A 25,009-nucleotide genomic window follows, 5' to 3' on the forward strand; every position below is an offset into this window, starting at 1 on the left:
GGTATCCGTTCGAAGTGCGAATGAGTGAAACGACCGGCGGGGATGTTCAATCCGCGAGCGGCCGGTGCGCGGTCTCGCGCGCGGCCAGCAGCGCGATCGACGTGACGACGAGCGCCGCGGTGACGTACAGCGACACGGCCGTCGTCGTGCCCGTCTGGCGGAACAGCGTGGCGATCACGAGCGGTGCGAAGCCGCCGCCGGCGATGCCGGCGAGCGTGTAGGCCAGCGACGAGCCCGCATAACGCACGCGGGTCGGGAACTGTTCGGTGACGAACGCGCCTTGCGGGCCGTACATCACAGCATGGATCACGAGGCCGATCGCGACCGCCGCGACGATCGCGCCCGGCCGCGCCGAATCGAGCATCGCGAAGAACACGAACGCCCACACGATCCCGGCGATCGCGCCGGCGAGGTATACCGGACGGCGTCCGAAGCGGTCCGACAGCGCGCCGAAGAACGGCACCGCGAGCGCGTTGCAGGCCGTGCCGATCATCACGGCCGTCAGCGCGACCGGGCGCGACAGGTGCAGCACGGTCGTCACGTAGGTCAACGTGAACACGACGATCAGCGCGTACAGCACGTCGGAGCCGATCCGCGAGCCGCCAGCGATCAGCAGGCGCCGCCAGTGACACTTCAGCACTTCGGCGACAGGCACGTCGGCGGTCGCGTGCGATTCGGCGAGCTGCTCGAACTGCGGCGTTTCGTCGACGCCGCGCCGCAGCCAGAAACCGAATACGACGAGCAGCGCGCTGGCCGCGAACGGCACGCGCCAGCCCCACGACAGGAAGGTGTCGGACGTGGTGGAGAGCGTCACGAGCGCAATGCAGCCGGTGCCGAGCAGCGTGCCGAACGACGGGCCGATCTGCGTCCACGACGCGGACAGTCCGCGCCGTTTCTGGTCGCCGTGCTCGACCGACAGCAGCACCGCGCCGGCCCATTCTCCGCCGAGCGCGACGCCCTGCACGAAGCGCAGCGCGACGAGCAGGATCGGGCTCAGGATGCCGGCCTGCGCATAGGTCGGCAGCGCGCCCATCAGCGCGGTCGTGACACCCATCAGCACGAGCGTGAGCATCAGCACCGCGCGGCGACCGATGCGGTCGCCGAGGTTGCCGAACACGAAGCCGCCGAGCGGACGCGACACGTAGCCGACCGCATAGGTCGAGAACGCGAGGATCGTGCCGGCCAGCGGATCGACCGACGGAAAGAACAGGTGGTTGAAGACGAGCGCGGCGAGCGTGTTGTAGATCGTGAAGTCGTACCACTCGAGCGACGTGCCGATCATGCTCGCGGTCGCGAGTCGGCTGTTGCGGACGCGGCGGGGCGCGTGGGCGGCGGGCTGGGCGAGAGTGCTCATGGTGTCGGGCATGTCGTGAAGGAGGACGGGGGTGACGCGCGGGGACCGATGCGCGGGCCGCGTGCGGATCACGGACGGCGCGGCCGGTGGCGGCGTCGGCGTTCAGGCCGGCAGCGCGGCGGCGGGCGGTTCGGCTTCGGCGTCGCGACCGGCAGCCGGCAGCGGCGCGGCGGCGCGCCACAGCAGGTCGAAGGTGCGCACGTCGTCGTGACCGGCGATCGCGGCGGCGACGCGGCGCGTGGCCGCGGCATCGCTGCCCTCGATCAGCACGAGCGCGTCGGCGGCCGGACGCGCGGCCGCGTCGGCGCCGATCGGCGCGGACAGGTCCGGCGCGGTGCGGAACAGCCGGGCCGCGTGGATGCCGGGCTCGTGCAGCACCGCGTCGAAGCGCTCGCGCAGGTGCGGCACGTCGATGCGCTCCGGCGGCAGCACGAACAGCGCGAGATGCGTGCCTTCGCCGTCGCCGGCCTCGATCGTCAGCTCGCCGACCCGCCGCTGCGTGCCCGTCATCCGTTCGAAGTTCGCGAGCGACCACGCGGTCTGCTGCGTGAACGCGCGCCGGTACGCGTCGCCGCGAAATACGTCGAGCGTGTCCGTCACGTACAGCGCGAGGTACTTGCGCGGGCCGCCGTCGGTCGCGCGAAACCGCCGCGCATGCGTGAAGCCGGGAATCGCGACACGCTCCTGCATGTGCTCGCGGTCGTACCACGCGTTGAAATCGGCTTCGTGCGCGGGATCGATGTCCGTCCAGACGCAGAGCTGGCCGTGCGGAAGGGAAAGGCGGGACATGGCGGGTTCCTTGTGACGGGGTGTGTCAGGAACCGCAGTGTCCCGAAGACGGGCCGCACCCGTCCAACAAGAAAACAAATTCGCGGTGAACAGGTTTTCTTATGGGCGGCGCGGGTGGCGTTTCGCCGAGGGGGCGGGCGACGCGGATTGGGGCGTGCGTCTTGCCGACGCGGGTCGGGCTTTTTTCGCCGAGCGGGCGGGGGACTTGTCGACGATGTCGGTTTCGGTTTCGGTTTCGGTTTCGGTTTCGGCCTCGGCCTCGGCCTTTGCCGACGCGGCGGGCCTCGCATGACTGGAAACCGCCGGCATCGCGCGCGCGACTTCGCTCGCCAGTTCCGCGATGCGCGCGGCGACCGGCAGGCCCTGCGTGCGATACGACGCGACGAGCGGCAGCGCGGGGAATTCGGGTTCGACGTCGAGCAGTTCGAGCGCGCCTTCCTGCAGTTCGCGCCCGATGATCGCAGGCGGCAGCGCGGCCACGCCGAAACCGTCGGCGACGAGCCGGATCATCGCGGCGACCGACGTGATGCAGTTGATGCTGGCCGGCCGCTCGACGGCCGCGAACAGCCGCTCGATCGTCGCGTGCGGGCCCGAGTGGCGCGAGAAGCTGATGATCGGGTACGCGGCAAGCCGCGCGACGTCGAGCCGTTCGCCGCCGAGCCCGAGACGCGGGCTCGCCGCCCAGCGCACCGGGAATTCGCACAGCGGCAGGTTCGTGAAGTCGGGGCCCGGCACCGGGTCGGTCTGCAGGATCAGGTCGACGCCGTCGGTGCTCAGCAGGCGGATCAGGTGCAGTGTCGTGTCGCTCGTGATCTCGACGTCGAGGCGCGGATAGCGCTCGCGCAATTGCGCCATCAGTGCCGGAAACCAGCTGTGGACGATCGACTCGATCACGCCGATCCGGATCAGCCCCGCGTCGCTCGCCGCGTCGATGTCGCGCCGCATCTCGCTGTCGAGCCGCACGATCCGCTCCGCGTACGCGAGCATGCGCCGCCCCGCGGGCGTGAGCGTCGCCGAGCGCGTGTTGCGGTCGAACAGCCGCACGTCGAACGCTTCTTCCAGCGACGCGATGCGGCTCGACACGGCCGCCTGCGTCGTGTGCAGTTTCTCGGCCGTGAGCCGGAAGTTCTCCAGCTTCGCGAGCCAGACGAAGGTTTCAAGAAACCGGATGTTCATCGAATGCCGATCGGTGAGGCAGTGCCGCGCGGGGGCGGCGGGATCGGTCGATGTTAGCGGATTTCCGGGGCGGGAAGCGCGCGCGGCGTGGTGCATGCGCCGGGCGAGGGAAGGGGCGGTCGCGTACCGGCGGGCGAGCGCGGCCGCCCGTCACGATGCGCGCGCGGGCGATGCGTCCCCGTGCAGTGAAGAAGCGTGGTGCGGGCGGCGTATCCCCATGCATCAAAGCGTGTCGAACGCGAGCGTCGGCACGTCGACGACCGTTGCGCCGCCGTCGGCGACGAGCGTCGCGCCCGTTACGAACGACGCATCCGGTGATGCCAGGAATGCGCATACGGCCGCGATCTCGTCCGGATCGGCCGCGCGCCGCAGCGGCACGTCGGCGCTCACGCGGGCATACGCGCCGTCGAGCGTGTCGCCGTATGCGGACATCAGCGGTTCCATTTCCGCATCGGCCATCGGCGTGCGGACCCAGCCCGGGCACACAGCGTTCGCGCGCACACCGTGCGGCCCGTAGTCGCGTGCCAGCGATCGCGCGAGCCCGAGCAGCGCATGCTTGCCGACCGTATAGCCGCATACGCCGGGCCCGGCCGCGAGCGCGGCGATCGACGCGACCAGCACGATGCTGCCGCGCTGCGCGATCAGGTCGGGCAGGCACGCGCGTGCGCTGACGAACGCGGTATCGAGGTTCGCATGCAGCGCGTCGCGCCATTGCGCGTCATCGGTTTCGTCCGCGCGGCCGAGACCGTGGCCGCCCGCGCACGCGACGAGCGCATCGACGGGGCCGAACCTCCCGGCGATCTCCGGCACCAAGCGGGCCCAGTCGGCCGTGCTCGCGGCGTCGCCGGCGAGCGCGAGGCCGCCCGTCTCGGCGGCGAGCGCGTCGAGCGGTGCGCGGCGCCGCCCGATCAGCACGACGTGATCGCCGCGGGCGGCGAAGCGGCGCGCGCACGCGGCGCCGATGCCGGTGCCGGCGCCGGTGATCGCGATCGTACGGGGTTGCGGGTGCGTCATGTCGTTCTCCGGAAGGGGGGCGATTCCGGTCACTTTAGGCGGCGCCGACGCGCGCCGGTATCCGCCGAAAGGATGAACGCGCACCGGCCGGACGGTCGACGGCCGCGCCCGGCACCGGGCCGAACGCAGGACCGCGGCCATTTTGCAAAGGCTGACGATGTTCGGCGCCGAATCGCTCTATCCTCCGTATTTTTGAGATAGTTCGCGAAAGCCCGGCAAAATAGCGCGGGCGAGCCAGCGCACCGGTACGGTGCGCGCCGGCCGGCCGATTCCGTCGTGCAAGCGGAGCGGCAGGCGGCGAGATCGGCGTGGGTGCGCGCCCGATACGGATGCGGTGCGTCTGCCGATCGCGCAAGGCGCGCCGGCTGATCGCCCGGTTGCGCATCGCGCGGCCGGACCATCGACAAGAACAGGGAGGGGCCGGCAATGAGGCTGGACGACGAAAGAGAAAGCGTGAACGTCGAGGATCGACGCGGTGGCGGCGGGTTCGGCGGCGGGCGTGCGACGATCGGCATCGGCACGATCGTGGTCGCGCTGGCCGCATCGTATTTCTTCGGGATCGACCCGCGCGTCGTGCTCGAAGGCGCATCGGCGCTGCAGGGCCGCCAGCAGCAGGCGCAGCCCGCGCCCACGCAGCATCAGGGCGCGCCGGCGAACGATCCCGGTGCGGTATTTACGCGCAAGGTGCTCGGCAATATCGAGCGCACGTGGACGGGCGTCTTCAACACCCAGCTGCATGCGCAGTACCAGCCGCCGAAGCTCGTGATGTTCACGAACTCGACGCCGACCGCGTGCGGCACCGGCCAGACCGCAATGGGGCCGTTCTATTGTCCGGGCGACCGCAACGTGTACATCGATCTCGGTTTCTACGACGAACTGCGCAAGCGCTTCGGCGCGGGCGGCGATTTCGCGCAGGCCTACGTGATCGCGCACGAAGTCGGCCACCACGTGCAGAACCTGCTCGGCATTTCCGACAAGGTCGATGCCGCGCGCCGCCGTTCGAGCGAAGCGCGCTCGAACGCGCTGTCGGTGCGGATGGAACTGCAGGCCGACTGCTTCGCCGGCGTGTGGGCGAACAACGCGCAGCGCGCGAACCAGCGGCTGATGGAGCCCGGCGATTTCGAGCAGGGGCTGAAGGCGGCGGCTGCGATCGGCGACGATCGGCTGCAGCAGCAAGGCCAGGGCTATGTCGTACCGGAGAGCTTCACGCACGGCACCAGCGAGCAGCGCGTGTACTGGCTGCGGCGCGGGATGGAGTCGGGTGAAGTAAGTGCCTGCGACACGTTCGCCGCGAACGCGCACTGACGCGGACCCTGACTGACCGGGCGCGGCGCACACGCTGCCGCGCCGCCGTTTCGCGGCCGCGCGTGCGGCCGCTCCGCGCATTTCGCTGATCATTCCGATCATGCTCGATCGGCGCGCGATTTTCCGCGCCGCCCTCGACATCCATTTTCGATCGCACGGCGCGCGGCGCATGCCTATCCGACGCGGATTCTGTCGTCGGGACACGGCCGGCGTGCGCGATGACTCGCGCCACCGTCGACAGCCATCATCGTCCGCACGGCTCGCGGCGCATGCCTTCCCGACGCAGACGCCGTTGTCGCGGCATGGCCGGCAGCCCCGTCATACATCACCCACGGACGAATTGCCGATTTGTGCTCACCGGCCCATTTCGGCGCGGGTAGGCTGGCCCGACCTTCGACGCGTTCGGCCGCCGGCCGCTCACATCATGCCGACCTCATCCGCTTCCGCCGACCACGAAGCCGCCGACTGGCAGCGCGCGCTGCGCGCGTGCGTCGATGCGTTCGACGCGTTTGCGAGCCCGTCCGCGACCGTGTTCTACCGGCTCGACCTGAGCGGCGAGCCGGCCGATTTCGAGCTGTTCGGGATGCCGGAGGCGATGCATCGCACCTACATCGCGCGCTACCGGATGCTCGATCCACTGCACCCGTCGCGCTGCGCGGCAGGCGAACGTGCGGTCGTGACGCTCGCTTCCCAATTGCCTGACGAAAGACGCGATGCGTCCGCGTACTGGACCCGTTTCCTGCGACGGCACGATGTGGCCGACGTCGTCGAGATCTGGCTGCGCGACGACGCGGGCCGCACGGTCGGCGCGTTTTCGCTGCTGCGCTTCGGGACGGGCGACGCGGACGGCAACCGCACGGCGGGCCGGTTCGCACCGGGCGAGATCGACGCGCTGGCACGGCTGCAGCCGGTCGCCGAAGCCGCGCTGGCCCCGCTGCTGCGCGCACGGCGCGGGATTCACCGGATCGGCTGCGAGGAGCGGTTGACCTACCGCGAGGAGCAGATCGCGCGACTCGTACGCGACGGCCGCTCGAACAAGGAAATCGCACGCGATCTCGCGCTCGGCCAGCCGACCATCAAGACGCATCTGATGCGCATGTACCGGAAGCTCGGCGTGTCGAACCGCACCGAGCTGGTCGGCGCGTTGTTCCTGTAGCTTTTCCGCATCCGCATCCGCATCCGCATCCGCATCCGCATCCGCACCCGCACCCGCACCCGCACCCGCACCCGCACCCGCACCCGCACCCGCACCCGCACCCGCACCCGCACCCGCACCCGCACCCGCACCCGCGTCCGCATCCACGTTGCACCGATCGCATCGCACCCCGCCATCGATCCGACGATAACGCGACGCTCGCACGCCGCCATTCCACATTCCTGAGTCACGCGCGTTCCGGTCCCGCACGCGCTTGCCAATTTGCGCTCACCGGGCGCGATCCCCCGTCGATACAGTGGTTCGACACCCGTATGCCGAAGCGCACGCGGCCCAGTCATGACAATCATCGAGACGCCCATGAGCACCACGAACTTCGTCGCGGTCAGCGACACCGTGCGCACCTTCGTCGCACGCGACTTCGGCCTTTTCATCGACGGCGCCATGCAGCGCGCGCACTCGCCCGCGCGGCTCGACGTATTCGACCCGGCGACGGGCGAGCGGCTCGCGACGGTCGCCGATGCCGACGCGCACGACGTCGACCGCGCGGTCGCGAGCGCGAAGCAGGCGTTCGACACCCGCGTGTGGAGCGGGCTGCGCCCGGCGGACCGCGAGCGCATCCTGCTGAAGCTCGCCGACCTGATCGAGGCCGACGCCGAAACGCTCGCGCAACTCGAAACGCTGAACCAGGGCAAGTCGATCCACGTGTCGCGCGCGATCGAGGTCGGCGCGAGCGTCGAATACGTGCGCTACATGGCCGGCTGGGCGACCAAGATCACCGGCCAGACGCTCGACGTGTCGATCCCGTTCCCGCCCGGCGCGCGCTATACGGCCTATACGCGCAAGGAGCCGGTCGGCGTGGTCGCGGCGATCGTGCCGTGGAATTTCCCGCTGATGATCGCGGTGTGGAAGCTGATTCCGGCGCTCGCGGCCGGCTGCACGATCGTGCTGAAGCCGTCGCCGGAAACGCCGCTCACCGCGCTGCGCCTCGCCGAACTCGCCCTCGACGCCGGCGTGCCGCCCGGCGTGTTCAACGTCGTCACCGGCGCACGCACGTGCGGCGCCGCGCTGTCGAGCCATCCGTCGATCGCGAAGATATCGTTCACGGGTTCGACCGCGACCGGCAAGCTGGTCGGCGCGGCGGCCGTGCAGAACATGACGCGCTTCTCGCTCGAACTCGGCGGCAAGAACCCGATCGTGATGCTCGACGACGTCGACGTCGCGCAGGCGCTCGATGGCGTCGCCGCCGGCGCGTTCTTCAACCAGGGGCAGGTGTGCGCGGCCGCGTCGCGCATTTACGTCCATCGCAGCAAATTCGCGCAGCTGGCGGATGGCCTCGCGGGCGTTGCGCAGTCGATGAAGCTCGGCGCGGGGCTCGATACCACCGCGCAGATCAACCCGCTCGTCTCCGCGCACCATCGCGACAAGGTCGTCGAGCACATCGAAGGCGCGCGCCGCGCGGGCCTCACGTTCCTCGCGGGCGGCACGCCCGCCGACGACCTGCCCGGCTACTACGTGAAGCCGGCCGTGATCGCCGATCCGCATCCGGACAGCGCGATCGTGCGCGACGAAGTGTTCGGCCCGGTGATCGTCGTCGTGCCGTTCGCCGATGCGGCCGACGCGGTGCGTCTCGCGAACGCGTCGCCGTACGGCCTCGCCGCGAGCATCTGGAGCAACGACCTGAAGCGCGTGATGAACCTCGTGCCGCAGATCGAGGCCGGCACCGTGTGGGTGAACTGTCACATTCCGCTCGACCCGTCGATGCCGTTCGGCGGCTACAAGCAATCGGGCATCGGCCGCGAGTTCGGCCAGTACGCGATCGAAGGCTTCACCGAAACCAAATCCGTCTGCATCGCGCACTGACGCGCGGCGCCTGCTCCGAATACCACGAACCCCGCGAACACCCCGAAAACCTCGAACCTCGACCCCGGGCGGTCGAGATTCAAACGATCCAAAAGTGGAGATTGCAATGAGCTACAACGAAGCGAAGTTCTGGCACCCGATGCTGCACCCGAACGAAATGAAACAGCGCAAGCCGATCCGCATCGTGCGCGGCGACGGCTGCTACGTGTTCGACGAAACCGGCAAGCAGCTGGTCGACGGCGTCGCGGGCCTGTGGAACGTGAACGTCGGGCACAACCGCCAGGAAGTGAAGGATGCGATCGTGCGCCAGCTCGACGAACTCGAATACTTCCAGCTGTTCGACGGCATCTCGCATCCGCGCGCGGAAGAGTTGTCGAAGAAGCTGATCGACATGATGGAGCCGGAAGGGATGCGCCGCGTGCTGTACAGCTCGGGCGGCTCGGACTCGATCGAGACCGCGCTGAAGATCGCGCGCCAGTACTGGAAGGTGCGCGGCCAGGCCGACCGCACCAAGTTCATCTCGCTGAAGCAGGGCTATCACGGCACGCACTTCGGCGGCGCGTCGGTGAACGGCAACACGGTGTTCCGCCGCAATTACGAGCCGAACCTGCCCGGCTGTTTCCACATCGAGACGCCGTGGCTGTACCGCAACCCGTTCACGCAGGATCCGGAGGAGCTCGGCCGGATCTGCGCGGAAATGCTGGAGCGCGAGATCCAGTTCCAGAGCCCCGACACGGTCGCCGCGTTCATTGCCGAGCCGGTGCAGGGCGCGGGCGGCGTGATCGTGCCGCCGGCCAACTACTGGCCGCTCGTGCGCGAGGTGTGCGACCGCTACGGCGTGCTGCTGATCGCCGACGAAGTCGTGACCGGCTTCGGCCGCAGCGGCAGCCTGTTCGGCAGCCGCGGCTGGGGCGTGCGCCCCGACATCATGTGTCTCGCGAAGGGGATCTCGTCCGGCTACGTGCCGCTCGGCGCGACGGCCGTGAACGCGCGGATCGAGGATGCGTTCGCCGCGAACGCGGACTTCGGCGGCGCGATCATGCACGGCTACACGTACGCAGGGCACCCGGTCGCCTGCGCGGCCGCGATCGCGAGCCTCGACATCGTCGTGAAGGAAGACCTGCCGGCGAACGCGGCGAAGCAGGGCGCGTATCTGCTCGAAGCGCTGCAGTCGTTCCCGGAACGCTTCGCGGCGGTCGGCGAGGTGCGCGGCAAGGGGCTGATGCTCGCACTCGATCTCGTCGCGAACAAGCAGACCCGCGAGCCGATCGACCCGCTGTCCGGCTATGCGAACGCGGTCGCGGAAGTGGCGCGCGAGCACGGCGTGCTGGTGCGGCCGGTCGGCACGAAGATCATCCTGTCGCCGCCGCTCGTGATCCAGCGCGAGCAGCTCGACCGGATCGTCGACGCGCTCGCGGCAGGCTTCGAGGCCGTGCCGTTCGCATGAGGCCGTGACGGCATGAGCGCATGACGCCGAACCGGCGGTGGAGGGCGGGATAATCCGTTCGCCACCGCCGGTTTGCCGATTTGCGCTATGACCGGATTATTTTGCTTGCGTATTTTTTCGACATCGGATCAGGTTTGGATCGACAGGGGCCCGGGTGCCGGCGCTTGAGCGCCGCCCCGGGCCGACCGCGAAGCATGGCTCGGAGCGGGCGCCGCAGCGCCGGTTCCGGCCCGAAAAGGGAAGGAGACGAAGATGTCGGGATGGTCTGGAATGACCGGCGCAGCGGGCGACACGCCCGCCGGTGCGTCGGCTGAAGCGGGCGGCGGCACGGTGCTGAAGGCCGGTGCGGTCGGGTTTCCGACCGCGCTGGCGAGCGCCGTCGGCCTCATCATGGCGAGCCCGGTGATTCTCACCGCGACCTCGGGCTTCGGGATGGGCGGCTGGGCGTTCGCGGTCGCGATGATCATCGCGTTCGTGATGATGCAGGCGCAGGCCACGACGTTCTCCGAAGCCGCCGCGATGCTGCCGACGGCCGGCTCGGTTTACGATTACCTGTCATGCGGGCTCGGCCGCTTCTGGGCGATCACCGGCACGATTTCCGCGTATTTCCTCGTGCACGTGTTCGCCGGCACGGCGGAGACGATCCTGAGCGGCATCATGGCGCTCGTGAACTTCGAATCGCTGAACGCCGCGCTCGAGAAGCACAACAGCTCGTGGCTCGTCGGCGTCGGCCTCGTGGTCACGTTCGCGATCACCAACATCATCGGCATCAAGGTGTTCAGCAAGCTCGAGATCGTGCTGACGGCCGGCATGTGGCTGTCGCTGATGATCTTCGGCATCCTCGGCCTCGCGGCCGCGCCGGCCGTGCATCTCGACGGCTGGTTCGGCGGCTCGGAAGTCGGCACGTCGGTGCCGGCCGTGCTGTCGCTGGTCGGGATGGCGATGTTCATGTTCGTCGGCTGCGAGTTTGTCACGCCGCTCGCGCCGGAAATGAAGGCGCCGGGCCGCACGATTCCGCGCGCGATGGCGCTCGGCCTCGTCGGCGTCGCGATCTGCATGTTCCTGTACGGCGCGGCGATCCGGCGCCAGGTCGCGAACGTGCCGGTGAGCCCGGACGGCCTCACGCACCTGCTCGACACGCCGGGCGCGATTCCCGCGTTCGCGCTGCAGGTGCTCGGGCCCTTCGGCCGCATCTGGTTCGGCATCGCGTTCCTGTGCGCGGGCGCCGCGACGATCAACACGCTGATGGCCGGGCTGCCGCGCATCCTGTACGGGATGGCGATCGACGGCGCGCTGCCGCGCTGCTTCGCGTATCTGCATCCGCGCTTCAAGACGCCGGTGGTCGGCATCGTCGCGGCGGCGGTCGTGCCGATCTTCCATGCGTGGCTGATCAACGGCAATCTCGACAGCATCCTGCACCTCGTGCTCGCCGCGACCTGCGCATGGGGCACCGCATACCTGCTCGTGACCGCGTCGGTCGTGATGCTGCGCATCCGCCGCCCGGACCTGCCGCGCCCGTACCGTTCGCCGCTGTTTCCGCTGCCGCAGATCGTGTCGAGCGTCGGCATCGTGCTCGCGATCTGGTACATCACGCCGCCCGGCATGAACGCGCGCGACATCTACGTGCCGTTCGGCGTGATGCTCGGGCTCACCGCGCTGTACGCGCTGTTCTGGACGCTCGTCGTGCAGCGTCGGCATCCGTTCAGGCCGGTGCCGGTCGAGGAAGTGCTGCGCAACGAGCACGTCGCCTCGTGAGGGCCGCGCTCGCCCGCTGGCGCGCGGCGCCCGACGCACCGCCGCCCGGCCACCGGCCCGGCGCGATCGCCGCGCGCGTGCTCGCCGACCTCGGTGCGGTGCGCGACGCGGACGGCGGCGCGGCCGAAATCCTGGCCCGGCTGCCGAACGGCGTGCGCGTGAGCATCGAAGAGCGCGTTGACCGCCAGTTCCTGATGCATACGGTCAGCGTGCAGGTGTCGATCAGCGCGGACGGCCCGGCCGGGCAGGGCCTTGCGCGCGTGCTGCAGACCGGCTGGCTGCGGCGCACCGGCATCGCGGCCGCGCCCGAGCCGGGAAGCGACCCCGGATTCGCGCGGACGGTGGCCGCGCTCGTCGCCGATTCGTCGCTCGCCGACGCGCTGCGCCCGCTGCACCTGACCGACTGTACGATCGCCGCGCACGACGGCCGCTGGACGCTCGCCGTCGTGCCGTTCGGCGGCAGCGAGGTCGTGAACCGGATGCCGTCGTTTCGCCGCTACGTGCGCGTGACCGGCGAGCAGGCCGCCGCGCTGTCGGCGGCCTGTCTTGCATTCGAAACTGCACTGCGCGGAATTTTGCGGGGGTAAGCTGTGGCGCTGCGCGCCGTGCGGCCGCAGCGTGGAATCAGGGTTTTACCGGAGATGCCGATGCTGTTCCAGTCACGCTCACACGAAGACGTGCATGACCACGGGCTCGCGATCGCGGGTTGGCATCAGGTCTACCGCCAGATGACGCCGGGCCGCTTCAGGGGCACCGTCACGCAGGTGCTGTACGACGATTTCCATTTCTTCCGCGAGACGACCAACCGGCGTGTCGCGCAAACCGGCCTCGCACCGGCCGGGCGCACGTCGCTCGCGGTGCCGCTGTCGGTGCCGCTCGCCGGCACGTTCCAGAGCCAGCCGGTCGACGGCTATGCGCTGCTCGCGCTGCGCGCCGGCGAGGATTTCGAATTCCATACGCCGGAAGGGATGGGACTGGTCGGGATCAGCGCGGCGTCGGACATGGTCGACGAGCTCTGCGAGGCCGAATTCGGCGCAGCCGGCGCGCGCAAGCTGCGGCACGTCACGCGGCTGTCGGACGCGCAAGGCGTCGCGCTCGGCGCGCGGCTGTCGTCGCTGATCGACGACGCGCAGCGCAACCCCGGCTGCCTCGAATACGCGGCCACCCGCAAGATGTTCCGCGACACGATGCTCGGCATGTTCCTCGATGCGCTCGAGCAGGGCATCGGCGTCGAGCGCCGCGACATCACGCACGCCACCTACAGCGATATCGTCAGCCGTTGCGAGAAACACCTGCGCGACCGGCCCGAGGAACCCGTCACCGTGCTCGAGCTGTGCCGCGCGCTGCGCTGCAGCCGCCGCACGCTGCAGACGAGCTTCCAGCGCGTCGCCGACGTCACGCCCGTCGGCTATCTGCGCACGATCCGGTTGAACGCGGTGCGGCGCCTGCTGCGCACGACGTCCGCGCATCAGCTCGGCGTCGGCGAGGCCGCAGCAAGCTGGGGCTTCACGCATCTCGGCTATTTCGCGCGCGAGTATCGCGACCTGTTCGGCGAGCTGCCGTCGCAAACCTTGCGCCCCGAATGACGTCTTCGCATCGCGACGGCGCCGCCGGGCGGCGTCGCGTGTCGCCCGTTCCGTTCGCTTCACCATTTGCTGATTTGGGATAGGGGTCCCGAATTTTCGCTGGATAGAGTCCTGTCACCGAAATCGACAACACCATCGGTTCGCACTGCGAATCGATGACAACAGAGGGACGGGACATGAAGATCGGACGAAGACTGGCCGCGGCCGCGGCCACGCTGGGTTGCATGCACGCGCACGCGCAGACCTCCGGCAGCGTGACGCTGTACGGCACCGTGGACACCGGCGTCATCTATTCGACGAACCAGCAGTTCACGCGCGCCGACGGCAGCACGGGCGGCGGCCATGCATGGCAGATGGGCGGCGGCAACCTCGTGCCGTCCCGCTTCGGATTTCAGGGTGCCGAGCCGCTCGGCGGCGGGCTCGACGCGGTGTTTTCGCTCGAGCAGCAGTTCCTGTCCGCGAACGGGCAGGCGCTGCAGGGCGGCACCGCGTTCAGCCGGCAGGCGTGGGTCGGGCTGCGCCAGGAGGCGATCGGCACGCTCGGCCTCGGCCGGCAATACGACTCGTACACGGACATGCTCGGCGCGTATGTATCGAGCAACAACTGGGCGACGCCGTACGGCTCGCACCTCGGCGACGTCGACAACCTGAACGCCGCGTTCAACTTCAACAACGCGGTGAAGTTCACCAGCGCGGATTTCAACGGCCTGACGTTCGGCGGCACGTTCAGCTTCGGCGGCCAGGCCGGCGACTTTTCCGCGAAGCGCGGCTATGCGGTCGCCGCGACCTACACGCGTGCGCCGGTCGCGTTCTCGGTCGGCTATCTCGACCTGCACCAGCCGCTCGACGCGGCGCTCGGCGGCGCGAGCGGCTATATCGGCGACTTCGCGTGCAGCAACCCGGGCGCGATGTACTGCCTGCTGCAGGACGCCGGCTCGATGCGCGCGTTCGGCGCGGGCGGCTCGGTGACGCTCGGCGCGGCGACGGTCGCGCTGACCTACACGCACACGCGCCTCGGCGACAGCCGCTATTTCTCGACCGGCGCGCAGCCGCGCACGCAGGCGTTCACGTTCGACATCGGCGAATTGAACGTCACGTACATGTTCACGCCCGCGCTGCAGGGCGGCGTCGCGTATATCTTCAACGCCGCGCACACGGACGGCCGCGGCACGACGCGTTTTCACCAGGTCAACGTCGGCACGAACTACAGCCTGTCGAAGCGCACCGCGCTGTATGCGGTCGCGATCGGCCAGATCGCGAGCGGCACGGGGCTCGGCACCGACGCGAACGGCAATGCGGTGAACTACGCGCAGATTCCGGTGCTCGCGAACAGCAATTCGAGCCGGCAGCTCGCGGTGATGGCCGGGATTCGCGTGAACTTCTGACGGCACGCACACGACGGCACGGGCGGCGGGCGGGGCGGCCGGCCGCACCGTCGGCCGCTTTCGCCGCGTGCCACAAATTCTTAACGATCGACGTGAACAATGGCGTTCGCTTCAGGCCGCCCGAAGCGTCGCCCGCGTTGCACACGTGTGCAACGCCCGGCGGCTCGCCACCACGCCGATCGAGAGAGACCACATGACCCTGCTGAGCCGCCTGCGCGGGCTGTCCGCCGCCGTTGCGCTGTCCGTTGCCGCCTCGCACGCCTTCGCGGCGGACCTCGTCATCGCGGGCCGCGACGACATCTACGGCAAGGGGCTGGCCGACGCCGTCGCCGGCTTCACCAAGCTGCATCCGGGCACCGACATCGAGTTGCTCAAGCTGCCGAACGCGAACCTGTACCAGAAGCTGAAGCTGTCGATGCGCGAAGGCACCGGCACGTACGACCTCGTGATGATGGACGATACGTGGGCACCCGAATTCATCGGCAACGGCTGGCTGAAGCCGCTGCCGGCAGCGCTCGCCGACGCCGATCTCGTGCCGTCCGCGGTCGCGCTCGGCCGCAACGCGGCGGGCGCGCTGTACGCGCTGCCGATCGTCGGCAACGTCGAGATGTTCGCGTACCGGAAGGATCTGCTCGCGAAGTACCAGCTGCAGCCGCCTCGCAACTGGGACGACGTGCTGAAGATCGCGCAGACCATCGGCGGCGCGGACAAGAGCGTGTCGGGCGTCGTGTTCCGCGGCACCAAGGGCAACCCGGTCGTAACGGGCTTCCTGCCGATCCTGTGGGCCTACGGCGGCGACGTGTTCGACCGTGCCGGCAACGTGACGATCGATTCGCGCGAGTCGCAGGCCGCGCTCAAGACTTTCCTTGCGCTGAAGACCGCCGCGCCGAAGGACGTCGACGTATACGGCGCCGCCGAGGTGCGCGACGCACTGCAGCGCGGCACGGCCGCGCAGTCGATCGAGGTGTGGCCGGCGTGGATCCCGGCGCTCGACGATCCGAAGCAGTCGCGCGTGGTCGGGCAGATCGCGCTGCAGCCGCCGCCCGGGCAGACGGCCGGCCCGGCGCCGATGCTCGGCATCTGGCAGATGGGCATTCCGAAGGATGCGCCGCACGCGAAGCTCGCGCAGGATTTCCTGGCCTACCTGAGCTCGCGCGACACGCAAACGCGTCTCGCCGGGATCGGCATTCCGCCGACGCGCCGCAGCGTGTTCGCCGATCCGGCGCTGGTGCGCCAGTACCGCTGGTACCCCGATCAGCTGAAGGCGCTCGAGGCCGGCCGTGCGCGGCCGCGCGTGAAGGACTGGCAGCAGGTCGAGAGCATTCTCGGCGACCAGCTGCAGCTCGCGCTGACCGGGCAGGCCGCTCCCGACGCCGCGCTGCGCCAGGCGCAGCAGAAGATCGCGCAGGCGATGGCCGCGGCCGGCAAATGACGGCACGCCGCCACGCATCGTCCGGAAACCGCGCATGAAAGCCCTCGGCCGCGGCCTGCCGTTCGTCGCGCTGCTCGGGCCCGCGCTGCTGGTGCTGGCCGCGCTCGCGCTGTACCCCGTCGCGCAGGTGCTGATCGACTCGTTCTGCCAGGTCGACTACACGGCGGGCCGTCGCGCATTCGCGGGGCTCGCGAACTATCGCGCGGTGCTCGGCGACGACGCGTTCGCGGCCGGTTTCGGCAACACGCTGCGCTTCACGATCGCGGCGTCGCTCGTCGAGGTCGCGCTCGGCTTCGGTCTCGCGCTGCTGTTCGTGCGCGCGTTTCCGGGGCGGCGCATTGCGCTGCCGCTCGCGATCCTGCCGATGATGCTCTCGACGCTCGTGTGCTCTGCGATCTGGCGCAACTGGCTCAACTTCGACGGCTTCCTGAACGCGCTGCTCGCCGCGTTCGGCGTCGAAGGCGTGCGCTGGCTGTCCGATCCGCATCTTGCGTTGTGGTCGCTCGCGCTCGTCGACGTGTGGCAGTGGACGCCGATGGCGTTCCTGATCGTGCTGGCCGGGCTGCAATCGATCCCGCAGGAACTGTACGAAGCCGCACGCACCGACGGCGCGAGCGAATGGCAGTGCCTGCGCGACATCACGCTGCCGCTCGCGGCGCCGCAGATCGGCCTCGCGCTGCTGCTGCGCTCGATCGACACGTTCAAGCTGTTCGACAAGGTCTACGCGCTGACGGGCGGCGGCCCCGGCAACGCGACGCAGACGCTGTCGACCTACATCTACGACACGGGCTTCCGCTTCTTCAACGTCGGACCGGCGAGCGCCGCGTCGGTGCTGATGCTCGCGGCGTCCGCGCTGCTCGTTTCGGGGTACGTATGGCAGACGGTTCGCAAGCGGCGCGCATGACGGCGCGATCCGCGTACCTCGCGCACGCGCGAAAGGGTGCCGCGTTCGCGCATGCCGCGCCGTGGGCGCTGCGCATCATTGCGCTCGCGCTGTTGTTGCTGCCGTGCCTGTGGATGGCCGGCGCGGCGTTCATGCCGACGCTCGAACGCCTCGATCATCCGCTGCGGATCTGGCCGGCTGCGCCGACGTTCGAGCATTTCGCGTCGGTGTGGTCGAACGGTATCGGCGCGCCGCTCGCCAATTCGCTGCTGGTCGGGTTCGGCACGACGCTGCTCGCGCTGACGCTCGCGTTTCCGGCCGCATACGCACTCGTGCGGCTGCGGTTTCCGGCGCGACTGGATGTGCTGTTCCTGATGCTCGTGCTGGCGTTGAAGCTGATGCCGCCGATCACGATCGCGGTGCCGCTGTTCGCGCTCGCGAAGCGGTTGCATCTGCTCGATTCGACGCTCGGGCTGATGCTTGCTTACCAGATCTACGCGCTGCCGATGGCGATCTGGATGCTGCTCGCGTTCGTGCGCGACGTGCCCGTCGAATACGAGGAGGCCGCGTGCATCGACGGCGCGGGGCTCGCGCGGCGGCTCGTGCAAATCGTGCTGCCGCTGTGCGCGCCGGGGCTGATCGCGACCGCGATCTTCGTGTTCATCGCCGCATGGAACGAGTTCCTGATCGCGCTGCTGTTCGTGTCGACGCCGAGCCGCTTTACGCTGCCGCTCGCGATTGCCGGCTACGTGACGGAGAACGGTATCGACTGGGGCGACCTGATGAGCGCGGGGCTGCTGGCGTCGCTACCGACCCTTGCGGTGGCCGGCTACGTGCAGCGCTACCTGCTGCGCGGCTTCGCCGGCGGGCTGAAGTGACGCGACGCGTTACGCGCAGCTATGCCGCACCACGTGCGTAACCGGCACGACCCGCGTGCGCGACGCGCCGTCGAACGTCTGGATCCGGTCGGCGAGCAGATCGACGGCCGCGTGCGCGAGGCCTTGCGTGTCCTGGCGCAGCGTCGAGAGCCGGTAGGCGTCGTATGCGGCGGCGGGGATGTCGTCGAAGCCGATCACGCGCAGGTCGTCGGGCACGCGCAAGCCGAAGGCGTCGCGCGCGGCGTCGATCATGCCGAGCGCGAGCAGGTCGGACGAGCAGAACACACCGTCCGGCCGCTCGCCCGTCGCGAACAGTTGCCGTGCGGCGTCGAGGCCGCATGCATGCGTGTCGGAGTCCGTATCGATCACGCGGACGAGCGCCGCATCGTACGCGTCGCCGCATTGCAGCGCCTGCTCGAACGCATCCGCGCGCGCGCGTGCGCTGTAGCTCGCGGTGCGCGGCCCGACGAACGCGAGCCGGCGCGCGCCGGCCCGCACGAGCCGCTGCGCCGCATGGACGGCGCCCGTGGCGTTGTCGCTGACGACGACGTCCGCGCCCGGCAGGTTCGCTTCGCGGTTGATCATCACGACGGGAATCCGGTGATCGAGATACTGTCGTGCGACCGACAGCGGCGGCGAAGCGGACGTCATCACCAGGCCCGCGATCCGGTAGCTGAGCAGCCGTTCGAGCGATTGCCGGACCTGATGCGGATCGTCCGCATTGGTCACGAGCGGCGTGAACGCGCGCTGCCCGAGCGCGGCCATCAGGTCCGACAGCAGCCGCGCGCGGAACGGATTCTCGAACCCGGCCGTCACGACGCCGATCATGCTGCTGCGCTGCGTGATCATGTCGCGCGCGATCAGGTTGACCTGGTAGCCGAGCGCACGCGCGGCCGCCATCACGCGTTCGCGCGTCTCGGGCGCGATGCTCGCCGTCGGCGAGAACGCGCGCGACACCGCGGAGCGCGACACGCCGGCCCGCACGGCGACATCCGACGCGGTCACCCATGTCTTTCTTTCCTTGTCAGTCATCGATTCATGATCCCTTCGCGACACGAAGCCTCCACGCCGCTGGCCGACTGGATGTCGGCGCTCGACGACGCGCGGCCGCTGCATACGCTGACCCTACCGGGCAGCCATGACACCTGTGCGTATACGGTCGACGATCCGCTCGTGCGCACGCAGCGCGCGCCGCTCGATGCGCAGCTCGCGCATGGCGTGCGGTTGCTCGACATTCGCTGCCGGCACCGGGGCGATACGTTCGACATCCATCACGGCGGCATCGCGCTCGGCCTGTCGTTCGACGACGTGCTCGCGGACTGCACGCGCTTTCTCGATGCGCATCCGCGCGAATGCATCGTGATGTCGGTGAAGGACGAATGGCCGGCGCATGCGTGCACGCGCAGTTTCGACGCGACGTTCGATGCGCATTGCGCGCGGCATCCGCGGCTGCGCTGGCATGCGGGCCGCGCGCTGCCGGCGCTCGGCGACGTGCGCGGCGCGATGGTGCTGTTGCGGCGGTTCCGCAGCAGCCGGCCGCTGGGCATCGACCTGACCGCGTGGCCCGACAATGCGACGTTTACGGTCGATCATCCGGATGCGGCGTTCGTGATCCAGGATGAATACCGTGTGCCTGTCGCCGGGTCGATCCATTACAAGTGGCGTGTGATCGATGCGCTGCTGAGCCGCATGCCGTCGCCGGAGAGCGGGCGCTGGGCGATCAATTTCTGCAGCGGCACGGGGATGGGCGCGAATCCGTCGGTGGTCGCGCGCGGCGACGGCAGGGTGGTCGGGATTCAGGCGCGGCTCGCGGCGCGGTTGCGAGAAGCGCGCGGGCCGTGTGGCGCGATGCTCCTCGATTTCTGCGACGACGATGACTGGGCGTTGGTGCGGGCGTTGGTCGAGTGTAATGAGGATGTGCCTGTGGCGGATGGCAGGCGCAGGTCGGTGGGTTGTTAGCGCATTCGCATTGACGATCGCGAACTAGCTGATCGGGGCACTGCCTGAGAAAGGTGAAATGCGTGGCATTCGAGACGCCGTCGATATCGAGGACCGATCGCGCGGGTGGGGCAATCAGTACGTGTCGCCGATCGTGATGCAGAAATGCAGCTGGTCGGTTGTCCCGGGGTATTTGTTGTGCCACACCTTCGATTCGGACACCATCGTGCTGCGGCAGAACGCGGCGGCCTCCGCCAGCGGCCAATCATCAAGACTCACGGTGCCCTGCGGAGCGCTGCCATGTCCGACACGTCCGTCGGCAGTCAGGACCCAACCTTCCCAACCATAGATCGGAATGCGATGACGCTCGCAATAGTCAATGCATTCGAGCGCGGCGTCGAGCGGAAGCACGATCTCGCGACGAGAAATCGACAGTGCGGCAAGTGCCGCGGGAATTTTCTCGAGTTGCGGCATCGCAGGTCTGCAGAGAGCGGTAGGGTGTGCGATCGACGGACTACCGCGTCGCAATCGCCACCGCCGCACCCGCCATCGCGGTCGCGCTCGTGCGGTTCGCGACCCGCTTCGCGCGTGCCGACGTCAGAAATGCCCGCGCACGCACCGCGAGCAGCGACCAGAAGCAGTCGGCGAGGATCAGGATCGCGAGCATCGTGCCGACGAGCTCGGCCCACGCGAGCACACCGACATGCGTCAGATCGACGATCGTCGGCAGCAGCGCGAGATAGAACAGCATGATCTTCGGATTGCCAAGCGTGACCAGCGTGCCCGCGACGAACATGCGCCACGGCGACTGCCCGCGCGGCAGGTCGCCGGCCTGCGTGTCGGTCGGCGCGGTCCACATCTTCCACGCGAGGAACAGCAGGTACGCGACGCCGAGCAGCTTCAGCACGAGCAGGCCCGTCTCGAACGTGCGTGCGAACGCCGACAGCCCGGCCACCGCCAGCGTGAGCCACAGCGCCTCGCCGATCCACATCGCGGCGAGGAACGGCAGCACGTCTCGCACGCCGTTCGTCAGCACGCGCGCGACGAGCGCGGCGACGCTCGGGCCGGGCGTGCCGGCGGTGACGAGCAGGGCGATGGCGAACACGGCGAGCGCGGACAGCGTCATGGCGAACCTCGTGGGCAAGGCGTTCGAAAGGTATGAAGTTTCGATTATAGTGACGGCCGTTCCTGCCTGCCTACCTCGTCGTGATGACAGTATCGATCCGGATTCGTCCCGCCACGCGGGAAGACGCGGCCGCGATGGCCGCCGTGGAAGTTGCCGCCGCCCAGCGCTTTCGCGACATCGGCATGTCCGACATCGCCGAAGGCGAGCCGACCGATGCGGCCGACGTGCTCGCACGCATCGACGACGGCCGCGCGTATGTGGCGACGGACGAAGCGGGGGCCTGCGTGGGTTTCGCGTTCTACCGGCTGCTCGATGCGCAGCGGCTTTATCTGGAGGAGCTGGACGTCGCGCCGTCGCATGCGGGGCAGCGGATCGGCGCGCGCCTGATCGAACGGATCATGACGCGCGCCGCGCAAGACGGCATCGCGCAGGTCGTGCTGTCGACGTTTCGCGACGCGCCGTGGAATGCGCCGTACTACGCGCGCCTGGGCTTCGACGTCATCGACGACGCATCGCTCGACGACACGCTGCATGCGATCCGCGCGCATCACGTCGCGCGCGGGCTCGACGAGACGCAGCGCGTGTTCATGCGCGCGGACGTGCGCGCATGAACGTGCCGCCGGCCGTCAGGCCGCGTCGCTGAGCGCCGGGTAGTCGGTGTAACCCGTCTCGCCTTCGGCGTAGAACGTCTCCGGCACCGGCTTGTTCAACGGTGCGCCGAGTTCGAGTCGACGCGGCAGGTCCGGATTCGCGATGAACAGCTTGCCCCACGCGATCGCGTCGGCGTGGCCGCTCGCGAGCGTGTCCTGCGCCGATTCGAGCGTGAACTGCTCGTTCGCGATCAGCGGGCCGCCGAACGCCTCCTTCAGACGCGGGCTCAGCTGGTCGCCCGAATACGATTCACGCGTGAAGATGAACGCGATCTTGCGGCGGCCGAGCTCGCGTGCGACGTAGCCGAACGTCGCGGCCGGATCGGAATCGCCCATCGTGTGCGCGTCGCCGCGCGGTGCGAGGTGCACGCCGACACGGCCCGCGCCCCACACGTCGATCGCCGCGTCGACCGCTTCGAGCAGCAGGCGCGCGCGGTTCTCGATCGGGCCGCCGTACGCGTCGGTGCGCAGGTTGGTGCTGTCCTGCAGGAACTGATCGAGCAGGTAGCCGTTCGCGCCGTGGATCTCGACGCCGTCGAAGCCCGCCTTCTTCGCGTTTTCCGCGCCCTTGCGGTACGCGGCGACGATGCCCGGAATTTCATCGATGTCGAGCGCGCGCGGCGTCACGTACGGACGCGGCGGCCGCACGAGGCTCACGTGACCGCCCGCGGCGATCGCGCTCGGCGCGACCGGCAGGCCGCCGTCCAGGAACACCGGATCGGAAATCCGGCCGACGTGCCAGAGCTGCAGCACGATGCGGCCGCCCGCCGCGTGCACGGCCTGCGTCACGCGCTTCCAGCCTTCCACCTGCTCGTCGGACCAGATGCCCGGCGTGTCCGCGTAGCCGACGCCCTGCGGCGTGACCGAAGTCGCTTCGCTGATGATCAGGCCGGCCGACGCGCGCTCGGCGTAATAGCGAGCCATCAGGTCGTTGGGCACGCGCGCGCTGCCGGCGCGGGCACGGGTGAGCGGCGCCATCACGACGCGGTTCGGCAGGGTCAGGTCGCCGAGGGTAACGGGGTCGAACAGGGTGGGCATGGAGATAACCTCTTCACGAAAGGCGGGATGGCCGTCGCATCGTGCGCGACGGGTGGCCCGCATGGCCTGGGTCAGAGTTCGCGACGCAGGGCGTCGAGAAATGCGTCGATGACGGCCTCGTTGCGCCGGAAGAACGCCCACTGGCCGATCCGCGTCGACGTCACGAGCCCCGCGCGCTGCAGCGTCGCGAGGTGCGCGGAAACCGTCGACTGCGACAGCCCGCAGCGCGCGTCGATCTGCCCGGCGCAGACGCCGTGGTCGTACGGCAGCGTCTGCTCCGGGAAATGCGCGCCCGGCGTTTTCAGCCAGACGAGGATTTCCCGGCGCACGGGGTTCGAGAGCGCTTTCAGGATCGCGTCGATGTCGAGTTCGGTCGGCATGGAAGGGCGTAGTGTTCGGGGCAAACGGGTATCGTCGATGGGCGAATCATATATCGGAAAATAACGATATGTATGAAGGCACTGATGGAGGTGGGGTTGTTGATCTGTCGGACTTCAGCGCGTCACCCCTTCCCGTACTGCGCGAACAGCCACCGCCGCATCGCATCGAGCGCTTCCGAATGCGCATTGGCCTGCGGAAAGACGACGTAAAACCCGAGCGACATCGGAAACGAAAAGTCGAACACGCGCCGCAGCCGGCCTTCCGCGATATCGCGTTCGACCAGCGGCTCGCTCGTCAGCGCGATGCCCTGGCCGGCGACCGCGGCGTCGATTGCGAGCAGCGACTGGCTGAACCGCGGCCCTTTCGTCGGATCGGCCCGGCCTTGGCCGCCGAGCTTGTCGATGAACTCGGGCCACAGATCGTGCGCGTCGTGCAACAGCACGTGCTTTGCGAGGTCCGCGGGCGTCCGGATCGGCGAGCCGCTGTCGAGCAGTTTCGGGCTGGCGACGGCAAAGATGTCGAGCGGAAACAGCAACTCGGCGACCAGGCCGGCCGGGAACGGCGGCTTGCTCAGTCGAATCGCGATGTCGACGCCGTCGGCCCGGAACGACGCCAGCCTTTCGTCGGCGATCACGCGCACCTCGATGTCGGGATGCAGCCGGCCGAAGTCCGACAGGCGCGGAATCAGCCACTTCGACGCGAACGACGGCGTCGTGCTGACCGCCAGAACCGTCGGGCGCTGCCCGAGCGCGTCCGTGGCGTCGGAGATGATCTGCAGCGCACGCTGGACCGACGAAAAATACTCGAGCCCTTCGCGCGTCAGCGCCAGCCCCCTGGGCAGCCGCCGGAACAGCTGAACCTCCACGACGTCCTCCAGATGCCTGACCTGTTGCGCCACCGCGCCCTGGGTCACGCCGAGTTCGTCGGCGGCCAGCCGGAAATTGAGGTGTCGCGCGGCGGCTTCGAACGCGCGAAGCGCATTGAGCGGCGGGAACCGGCGGGTACGCGTTAGCGCCTTCATGCAGTAGAAATTCTACAGGGTGGGTGGAGAAATCTTGGTTCGACAGGCCGATTATAGAGTTCTACAGTGCTGCCATGGACGATGATCGCGGCGCTGCGCCGACCCATTCAGGAGAACAGCATGACTGTACAGAAAGTGGCTTTGGTGACGGCGGCGGGCAAGGGCATGGGCGCCGCGATTGCGCGGGATCTCGCGAGCAACGGTTATCGCGTCGCGCTGATGTCGCCGTCCGGCAGCGCGGTCGAACTGGCGAAGGAACTCGGCGGGTTCGGCGTGGCGGGGTCGGTCACCGAAGACGCCGACATTGCGCGCTTCGTGAACGAGACGCTCGCGAAGTACGGCCGTATCGATGCGGTCGTCAACAATACCGGGCATCCGCCGAAGGGCGACCTGCTCTCGATCGGTGACGACAAATGGCACGAAGGGCTCGACCTGATCGTGCTCAACGTCGCGCGCGTGCTGCGCCGCGTGACACCGGTCTTCCTGAAGCAGGGCGGCGGCGCGGTGGTCAACATTTCGAGCTTCGCGGCCGACGCGCCCGAGCAGGCGATGCCGGTGTCGTCCGCGCTGCGCGCGGCGCTCAGTGCGTTCACGCGCCTGTACGCCGACCGGTACGCGAAGGACAACATCCGCATCAATTCGGTGCTGCCCGGCTTCATCGACAGCTGGCCGGAGACGCCCGAGATCGTCGCGCGCATTCCGGCCGGCCGTTTCGGCAAGACACAGGAGATCGCGCAGACCGTGACGTTCCTGCTGTCGGAAGGCGCCGGCTACATCACCGGGCAGAACATTCGCGTCGACGGCGGCATCGTGCGCGCGCTTTAAGCCGGTGCCT

The 25,009-nt window shown here is 69.0% G+C and carries 24 protein-coding genes; 14 read left to right on the forward strand and 10 right to left on the reverse strand.

Annotated elements, in window-relative coordinates:
- Positions 1-46 precede the first annotated feature (46 nt).
- The 4 genes from U5A56_RS12005 to U5A56_RS12020 all read right to left on the reverse strand — a co-directional run bounded on the left by U5A56_RS12005 (position 47) and on the right by U5A56_RS12020 (position 4,333).
- Positions 47-1,366 carry an MFS transporter gene (locus U5A56_RS12005; RefSeq protein WP_321798980.1) on the reverse strand — a complete coding sequence of 440 codons (1,320 nt, stop codon included), beginning with the start codon at positions 1,364-1,366 and terminating at the stop codon, positions 47-49.
- Between the two features lie 90 nt (positions 1,367-1,456).
- Positions 1,457-2,143 carry a DUF4286 family protein gene (locus U5A56_RS12010; protein ID WP_321922482.1) on the reverse strand — a complete coding sequence of 229 codons (687 nt, stop codon included), beginning with the start codon at positions 2,141-2,143 and terminating at the stop codon, positions 1,457-1,459.
- Positions 2,144-2,242: 99 nt separating this feature from the next.
- On the reverse strand, positions 2,243-3,319 hold the full coding sequence (locus U5A56_RS12015; RefSeq protein ID WP_321922484.1) for a LysR family transcriptional regulator: 1,077 nt from the start codon (positions 3,317-3,319) through the stop codon (positions 2,243-2,245).
- A gap of 222 nt (positions 3,320-3,541) precedes the next feature.
- The gene (locus tag U5A56_RS12020; RefSeq protein ID WP_321922486.1) at positions 3,542-4,333 is read right to left on the reverse strand and encodes an SDR family oxidoreductase; all 792 of its coding nucleotides are present in this window, start codon (positions 4,331-4,333) and stop codon (positions 3,542-3,544) included.
- 426 nt (positions 4,334-4,759) lie between these two features.
- On the opposite strand from U5A56_RS12020, the gene U5A56_RS12025 reads away from it, so the two are divergent.
- From U5A56_RS12025 to U5A56_RS12075, 11 genes are all read left to right on the forward strand, one after another.
- Positions 4,760-5,638 (forward strand): neutral zinc metallopeptidase, encoded by an 879-nt coding sequence (locus U5A56_RS12025; protein ID WP_257769396.1) that lies wholly within the window; start codon positions 4,760-4,762, stop codon positions 5,636-5,638.
- Positions 5,639-6,062: 424 nt separating this feature from the next.
- Positions 6,063-6,794 carry a helix-turn-helix transcriptional regulator gene (locus U5A56_RS12030; protein WP_321922488.1) on the forward strand — a complete coding sequence of 244 codons (732 nt, stop codon included), beginning with the start codon at positions 6,063-6,065 and terminating at the stop codon, positions 6,792-6,794.
- A gap of 357 nt (positions 6,795-7,151) precedes the next feature.
- Positions 7,152-8,654 carry an aldehyde dehydrogenase family protein gene (locus U5A56_RS12035; RefSeq protein WP_321922491.1) on the forward strand — a complete coding sequence of 501 codons (1,503 nt, stop codon included), beginning with the start codon at positions 7,152-7,154 and terminating at the stop codon, positions 8,652-8,654.
- Between the two features lie 106 nt (positions 8,655-8,760).
- A complete protein-coding gene (locus tag U5A56_RS12040; RefSeq protein WP_321922493.1) occupies positions 8,761-10,101 on the forward strand; it encodes an aspartate aminotransferase family protein in 1,341 nt (446 codons plus the stop codon).
- Between the two features lie 252 nt (positions 10,102-10,353).
- Positions 10,354-11,856 carry an APC family permease gene (locus tag U5A56_RS12045; RefSeq protein ID WP_044846673.1) on the forward strand — a complete coding sequence of 501 codons (1,503 nt, stop codon included), beginning with the start codon at positions 10,354-10,356 and terminating at the stop codon, positions 11,854-11,856.
- The gene (locus U5A56_RS12050; RefSeq protein WP_321922495.1) at positions 11,853-12,443 is read left to right on the forward strand and encodes a DUF3156 family protein; all 591 of its coding nucleotides are present in this window, start codon (positions 11,853-11,855) and stop codon (positions 12,441-12,443) included. Before U5A56_RS12045 ends, U5A56_RS12050 begins: the two co-directional genes overlap by 4 nt.
- Before the next feature lie 60 nt (positions 12,444-12,503).
- Positions 12,504-13,442: a helix-turn-helix domain-containing protein gene (locus tag U5A56_RS12055; protein WP_044846726.1), complete on the forward strand. Its 939-nt coding sequence runs from the start codon at positions 12,504-12,506 to the stop codon at positions 13,440-13,442.
- 176 nt (positions 13,443-13,618) lie between these two features.
- Complete coding sequence (locus U5A56_RS12060; protein WP_321819820.1) at positions 13,619-14,827, forward strand: porin; 1,209 nt, start codon at positions 13,619-13,621, stop codon at positions 14,825-14,827.
- A 193-nt stretch (positions 14,828-15,020) separates the two neighbouring features.
- Positions 15,021-16,259, forward strand: a complete 1,239-nt coding sequence (locus U5A56_RS12065) for an ABC transporter substrate-binding protein (protein ID WP_257769420.1) — start codon at positions 15,021-15,023, stop codon at positions 16,257-16,259.
- Between the two features lie 34 nt (positions 16,260-16,293).
- Positions 16,294-17,163, forward strand: a complete 870-nt coding sequence (locus U5A56_RS12070) for a sugar ABC transporter permease (protein ID WP_321922498.1) — start codon at positions 16,294-16,296, stop codon at positions 17,161-17,163.
- A complete protein-coding gene (locus U5A56_RS12075; protein ID WP_044846678.1) occupies positions 17,160-18,020 on the forward strand; it encodes a carbohydrate ABC transporter permease in 861 nt (286 codons plus the stop codon). Before U5A56_RS12070 ends, U5A56_RS12075 begins: the two co-directional genes overlap by 4 nt.
- Before the next feature lie 9 nt (positions 18,021-18,029).
- On the opposite strand, the gene U5A56_RS12080 is transcribed toward U5A56_RS12075, so the two are convergent.
- Entirely contained in the window at positions 18,030-19,052 is a 1,023-nt protein-coding gene (locus U5A56_RS12080; protein WP_321922500.1) for a LacI family DNA-binding transcriptional regulator, read from the reverse strand.
- A 6-nt stretch (positions 19,053-19,058) separates the two neighbouring features.
- On the opposite strand from U5A56_RS12080, the gene U5A56_RS12085 reads away from it, so the two are divergent.
- On the forward strand, positions 19,059-19,979 hold the full coding sequence (locus U5A56_RS12085) for a phosphatidylinositol-specific phospholipase C (protein WP_321922502.1): 921 nt from the start codon (positions 19,059-19,061) through the stop codon (positions 19,977-19,979).
- A gap of 114 nt (positions 19,980-20,093) precedes the next feature.
- On the opposite strand, the gene U5A56_RS12090 is transcribed toward U5A56_RS12085, so the two are convergent.
- Together U5A56_RS12090 and U5A56_RS12095 are read right to left on the reverse strand one after the other, a co-directional pair.
- The gene (locus U5A56_RS12090) at positions 20,094-20,432 is read right to left on the reverse strand and encodes a hypothetical protein (RefSeq protein WP_321922503.1); all 339 of its coding nucleotides are present in this window, start codon (positions 20,430-20,432) and stop codon (positions 20,094-20,096) included.
- A gap of 40 nt (positions 20,433-20,472) precedes the next feature.
- On the reverse strand, positions 20,473-21,084 hold the full coding sequence (locus U5A56_RS12095; RefSeq protein ID WP_044846680.1) for a LysE family translocator: 612 nt from the start codon (positions 21,082-21,084) through the stop codon (positions 20,473-20,475).
- Between the two features lie 83 nt (positions 21,085-21,167).
- Between U5A56_RS12095 and U5A56_RS12100 the strand changes: the two genes are divergently transcribed.
- Positions 21,168-21,695, forward strand: coding sequence for a GNAT family N-acetyltransferase (locus tag U5A56_RS12100; RefSeq protein ID WP_321922505.1), 528 nt, complete (start codon positions 21,168-21,170; stop codon positions 21,693-21,695).
- A gap of 15 nt (positions 21,696-21,710) precedes the next feature.
- Here the strand turns inward: U5A56_RS12100 and U5A56_RS12105 are convergent, their stop codons facing one another.
- The 3 genes from U5A56_RS12105 to gcvA all read right to left on the reverse strand — a co-directional run bounded on the left by U5A56_RS12105 (position 21,711) and on the right by gcvA (position 24,174).
- Positions 21,711-22,772 carry an alkene reductase gene (locus U5A56_RS12105; RefSeq protein WP_321922507.1) on the reverse strand — a complete coding sequence of 354 codons (1,062 nt, stop codon included), beginning with the start codon at positions 22,770-22,772 and terminating at the stop codon, positions 21,711-21,713.
- 71 nt (positions 22,773-22,843) lie between these two features.
- The gene (locus tag U5A56_RS12110) at positions 22,844-23,152 is read right to left on the reverse strand and encodes an ArsR/SmtB family transcription factor (protein WP_059449595.1); all 309 of its coding nucleotides are present in this window, start codon (positions 23,150-23,152) and stop codon (positions 22,844-22,846) included.
- A gap of 122 nt (positions 23,153-23,274) precedes the next feature.
- On the reverse strand, positions 23,275-24,174 hold the full coding sequence (gene gcvA / locus U5A56_RS12115) for a transcriptional regulator GcvA (RefSeq protein ID WP_321922509.1): 900 nt from the start codon (positions 24,172-24,174) through the stop codon (positions 23,275-23,277).
- A gap of 120 nt (positions 24,175-24,294) precedes the next feature.
- On the opposite strand from gcvA, the gene U5A56_RS12120 reads away from it, so the two are divergent.
- Positions 24,295-24,999 (forward strand): SDR family oxidoreductase, encoded by a 705-nt coding sequence (locus U5A56_RS12120; RefSeq protein ID WP_321922511.1) that lies wholly within the window; start codon positions 24,295-24,297, stop codon positions 24,997-24,999.
- Positions 25,000-25,009: the final 10 nt, after the last annotated feature.

The sequence above is a fragment of the Burkholderia sp. BCC1998 genome (assembly GCF_905339875.1).
Lineage (GTDB): Bacteria > Pseudomonadota > Gammaproteobacteria > Burkholderiales > Burkholderiaceae > Burkholderia.

Excerpts from the sequence above, each read along its gene's own strand:
- U5A56_RS12020 (WP_321922486.1), bottom strand. The coding sequence starts at position 4,333 with ATGACGCACCCGCAACCCCGTACGATCGCGATCACCGGCGCCGGCACC.
- U5A56_RS12090 (WP_321922503.1), bottom strand. The coding sequence starts at position 20,432 with ATGCCGCAACTCGAGAAAATTCCCGCGGCACTTGCCGCACTGTCGATT.
- U5A56_RS12030 (WP_321922488.1), top strand. The coding sequence starts at position 6,063 with ATGCCGACCTCATCCGCTTCCGCCGACCACGAAGCCGCCGACTGGCAG.
- U5A56_RS12045 (WP_044846673.1), top strand. The coding sequence starts at position 10,354 with ATGTCGGGATGGTCTGGAATGACCGGCGCAGCGGGCGACACGCCCGCC.
- U5A56_RS12055 (WP_044846726.1), top strand. The coding sequence starts at position 12,504 with ATGCTGTTCCAGTCACGCTCACACGAAGACGTGCATGACCACGGGCTC.
- U5A56_RS12025 (WP_257769396.1), top strand. The coding sequence starts at position 4,760 with ATGAGGCTGGACGACGAAAGAGAAAGCGTGAACGTCGAGGATCGACGC.
- U5A56_RS12105 (WP_321922507.1), bottom strand. The coding sequence starts at position 22,772 with ATGCCCACCCTGTTCGACCCCGTTACCCTCGGCGACCTGACCCTGCCG.
- U5A56_RS12070 (WP_321922498.1), top strand. The coding sequence starts at position 16,294 with ATGAAAGCCCTCGGCCGCGGCCTGCCGTTCGTCGCGCTGCTCGGGCCC.
- U5A56_RS12075 (WP_044846678.1), top strand. The coding sequence starts at position 17,160 with ATGACGGCGCGATCCGCGTACCTCGCGCACGCGCGAAAGGGTGCCGCG.
- gcvA (WP_321922509.1), bottom strand. The coding sequence starts at position 24,174 with ATGAAGGCGCTAACGCGTACCCGCCGGTTCCCGCCGCTCAATGCGCTT.
- U5A56_RS12110 (WP_059449595.1), bottom strand. The coding sequence starts at position 23,152 with ATGCCGACCGAACTCGACATCGACGCGATCCTGAAAGCGCTCTCGAAC.
- U5A56_RS12060 (WP_321819820.1), top strand. The coding sequence starts at position 13,619 with ATGAAGATCGGACGAAGACTGGCCGCGGCCGCGGCCACGCTGGGTTGC.
- U5A56_RS12100 (WP_321922505.1), top strand. The coding sequence starts at position 21,168 with ATGACAGTATCGATCCGGATTCGTCCCGCCACGCGGGAAGACGCGGCC.
- U5A56_RS12065 (WP_257769420.1), top strand. The coding sequence starts at position 15,021 with ATGACCCTGCTGAGCCGCCTGCGCGGGCTGTCCGCCGCCGTTGCGCTG.
- U5A56_RS12120 (WP_321922511.1), top strand. The coding sequence starts at position 24,295 with ATGACTGTACAGAAAGTGGCTTTGGTGACGGCGGCGGGCAAGGGCATG.
- U5A56_RS12005 (WP_321798980.1), bottom strand. The coding sequence starts at position 1,366 with ATGCCCGACACCATGAGCACTCTCGCCCAGCCCGCCGCCCACGCGCCC.
- U5A56_RS12085 (WP_321922502.1), top strand. The coding sequence starts at position 19,059 with ATGATCCCTTCGCGACACGAAGCCTCCACGCCGCTGGCCGACTGGATG.
- U5A56_RS12015 (WP_321922484.1), bottom strand. The coding sequence starts at position 3,319 with ATGAACATCCGGTTTCTTGAAACCTTCGTCTGGCTCGCGAAGCTGGAG.
- U5A56_RS12095 (WP_044846680.1), bottom strand. The coding sequence starts at position 21,084 with ATGACGCTGTCCGCGCTCGCCGTGTTCGCCATCGCCCTGCTCGTCACC.
- U5A56_RS12010 (WP_321922482.1), bottom strand. The coding sequence starts at position 2,143 with ATGTCCCGCCTTTCCCTTCCGCACGGCCAGCTCTGCGTCTGGACGGAC.
- U5A56_RS12035 (WP_321922491.1), top strand. The coding sequence starts at position 7,152 with ATGAGCACCACGAACTTCGTCGCGGTCAGCGACACCGTGCGCACCTTC.
- U5A56_RS12080 (WP_321922500.1), bottom strand. The coding sequence starts at position 19,052 with ATGACTGACAAGGAAAGAAAGACATGGGTGACCGCGTCGGATGTCGCC.
- U5A56_RS12040 (WP_321922493.1), top strand. The coding sequence starts at position 8,761 with ATGAGCTACAACGAAGCGAAGTTCTGGCACCCGATGCTGCACCCGAAC.